A 3,600-nucleotide genomic window follows, 5' to 3' on the forward strand; every position below is an offset into this window, starting at 1 on the left:
ACGCCCTCGCACACCTCCACACCACCGGCACGCCCGTCGACTGGACCAGCTGGTACCCAGCAGACCCCACCCCCCACCCGGTCGACCTCCCCACCTACGCCTTCCAACACCAGCACTTCTGGCTGGCGCAGCCGACCGTAAGGACCGGCGAGGGTGGCCGTGGCGGCGAGGACCCGGCCGAGGCACAGCTGTGGCACGCCATCGAAGAGCTCGACGTGGACGCGCTGCGGTCCACTCTGGGGCTCGACGAGGACAGCCCCGGTATCGACACCCTGCTACCGGCCCTCCCCGTCCTGTCGGCCTGGCGGCGGCAGCACCGTGAACAGTCCGTCGTCGACTCCTGGCGCTACCGGGTCACCTGGCAGCAGCTACCCGAACCGGACGCCGCGGCCCTGACCGGTACCTGGCTGGTGGTCATACCCGCCGGGGACGAGGAGCACATCGCCGTCCGGGCCGCGCTTCAGGCCGTGCACACCCACGGTGCCACCGCGCTCCCCCTCCCGCTCCATGCCGACGGGGTCGAGCGCGCGGACCTGGCGGAACAACTGGCCCGACTGGCCTGGGACACGCCGTTCGCGGGGGTCCTCAACCTGCTCGCACTCGACCAGCAGTCGGACACCGCACACCCGGCCGTGGCCGCCGGGCTCGTCGCGACGACGTCGCTCGTCCAGGCGCTCGGTGACGCCGGGATCGAAGCGCCCCTGTGGTGCCTCACGCAGGGCGCCGTCGCACCCCGGAGCGGCGATGCCCTGCCGCATCCGGACCAGGCACAGATATGGGGGCTCGGCCGGGTCGCCGCTCTCGAACATCCCGACCGGTGGGGCGGTCTGATCGATCTGCCCACCGCGATCGACCACCGGACGGCAGGCCGTCTCGCCGCGTCGCTGGTGTCCGGACAGGCCGAGGACCAGCTCGCCATCCGAGCGTCCGGCAGCTACGCCCGGCGTCTCGTTCGCGCCACCGCTCCAGCCACGGCACGCACCACCTGGCAACCCTCCGGCACCACCCTCATCACCGGCGGCACCGGCGGCCTCGGCGCACAGATAGCCCGCTGGCTCGCCCACCACGGCGCACCCCGACTCCACCTCATCAGCCGCAGCGGCCCCGACGCACCCGGAGCCACCCAACTCACCCAAGAACTCACCACACTCGGCACCCACGTCACCATCACCGCCTGCGACGCCGCCGACCACAACGCACTGCGCGAACTCCTCCACACCGTCCCGGCCGAACACCCCCTCACCACCGTCATCCACACCGCCGGGACCATGGAGCTGGCACCGATAGCCGAGCTGTCAGCCGAGGGGCTGGAACGCGTTCTGCGGGCGAAGGTGCGGGCGGCCGCCCATCTCCATGAACTCACCCAGGACCACGATCTCACCGCGTTCGTTCTCTTCTCGTCGAACGCGGCCACGTGGGGAAGCGGTCAGCAGGCCGCCTACGCCGCGGCGAACACCTACCTCGACGCACTCGCCGAACACCGCCGCGCCCGGGGACTCCCCGCCACCAGCCTGGCCTGGGGACCCTGGAGCGACGCCGGAATGGCCGCCGACGAAACCGCACTCGCGCATCTCAAGCGGCGTGGTCTCGCACCGCTCGGGACCGAGCTCGCCCTGAAGTCCCTGCACCACGCCCTGACCCAGGGCGACACCACCGTCACCATCGCCGACGTCGGCTGGGACCGGTTCGCCGCCGCGTTCACGGCGCGGCGGCCGAGTCCTCTGCTCAGCCGGCTGACGGTCACCGGGGCCGATGAAGCCGCGTCGCCGGGCTCGGCCACGGATACCGGAACGGCCGCGGACAACCCGCTGCGACGGCAGCTCGACGCGGTGTCGGCCGGCCAGCAGCACCAGATCCTCGTACGGCACATCCAAACGCTCGCCGCCACCGTCCTCGGCCACAGCGGTGTCGACGCCGTTCCGCCCGCCCAGCCCTTCCAGGAGCTCGGATTCGACTCGCTGACCGCCGTCGAACTCCGCAACCAGCTCGCCACCACCACCGGGCTGAGTCTCGCTCCGGCACTGGTCTTCGACCACCCCACCCCGAACGCCCTCGCCACCCATCTCCGGGCCGAGCTCATGGGGCGGGAGACCGCCGTCAGCGCACACGCTCCCACGGCGGTCGCGGACGACGAACCGATCGCGATCGTCGGCATGGCATGCCGCTACCCGGGTGGGGTGCGTTCACCGGAGGGGCTGTGGGAGCTGGTCTCCACCGGTCGGGACGCCATCGCGCAGATGCCGACCGACCGGCACTGGGACCTGGACACCCTCTTCGATCCCGACCCTGACCGGCTGGGCACCAGCTACGCGCGGGAGGGCGGGTTCCTCTACGACGCGGGTCGGTTCGACGCCGCCTTCTTCGGCATCAGTCCACGAGAGGCACTGGCCATGGACCCCCAGCAGCGGCTGCTGCTGGAAACCGCGTGGGAAACCTTCGAACACGCGGGGATGGACCGGGACACCCTCCACGGCAGCAACACCGGCGTGTTCACCGGTGGCACCTACCAGGGCTATGGCGCGTCCGGGAGTTCCTCGGCGGATGAGGTCGAGGGCTATCTGCTGGCGGGCGGCACCCCGAGCGTCATGTCCGGGCGGGTGGCGTACTCGTTCGGCCTGGAGGGGCCCGCGGTCACCGTGGACACCGCGTGCTCGTCCTCCCTGGTGGCCATGCACCTGGCCGCCCAAGCGCTACGGCAGGGCGAATGCACGCTGGCCCTGGCCGGCGGCGTCACCGTGATGGCCACGCCCACCACGTTCATCGAGTTCTCTCGGCAGCGCGGCCTCGCCGCCGACGGCCGCTGCAAGCCGTTCGCGGCGGCGGCCGACGGCACCGGTTGGGGCGAGGGCGCCGGACTGCTGCTGCTGGAACGGCTCTCCGACGCGCGGCGCAACGGCCACCGCGTACTTGCGGTACTCCGGGGATCCGCGGTCAACCAGGACGGCACGAGCAACGGACTCACTGCACCCAACGGACCGTCCCAGCAACGGGTGATCCGGCAGGCGCTCGCCAACGCCCGGCTGACCGCCGCCGAGGTGGACGTGGTGGAGGGCCACGGCACGGGGACCACCCTGGGCGACCCGATCGAGGCCCAGGCGCTGCTGGCCACGTACGGCCAGGAACGGTCGGCCGGACAACCGCTGTGGCTCGGCTCGGTCAAGTCCAACATCGGACACACCCAGGCCGCCGCGGGGGTGGCCGGTGTGATCAAGATGGTGATGGCCCTCCGGCACGGAGTGCTGCCCGCCTCGCTGCACATCGATGAGCCAAGCCCCAACGTGGACTGGACCGCGGGTGAGGTGCGGCTGCTGACCGAGGCCGTCCCGTGGCCGGAAGGCGAAGGCCCGCGCCGGGCGGGTGTCTCGTCCTTCGGCATCAGCGGCACCAATGCCCACGTCATCGTCGAGCAGGCGCCGGAGGTGTCCGCTCCTCCGGCCCTGGCGGCGCCGGTGGACGACGGGTCGGTGGCCGGACCGGTGCCGTGGGTGGTGTCGGCACGGAGTGCGGAGGCATTGCGCGGCCAGGCAGCGGCCCTGGCCGGCCATGTCGATAGGGACACTGGTGTGTCTCCGGTCGAAGTGGGCTGGTCACTGCTCACCT

Annotated in this window: 1 protein-coding gene; it reads left to right on the forward strand. The window is 71.8% G+C overall.

Annotation, left to right across the window (positions count from 1 at the left end; all coding sequences use genetic code 11):
• Positions 1 to 3,600: SDR family NAD(P)-dependent oxidoreductase (locus tag NMK44_RS41775; RefSeq protein ID WP_254753380.1), on the forward strand; the 3,600-nt coding region annotated here is incomplete at both ends.

Source organism: Streptomyces cucumeris, assembly GCF_024295805.1.
Classification (GTDB): Bacteria; Actinomycetota; Actinomycetes; order Streptomycetales; family Streptomycetaceae; genus Streptomyces; species Streptomyces cucumeris.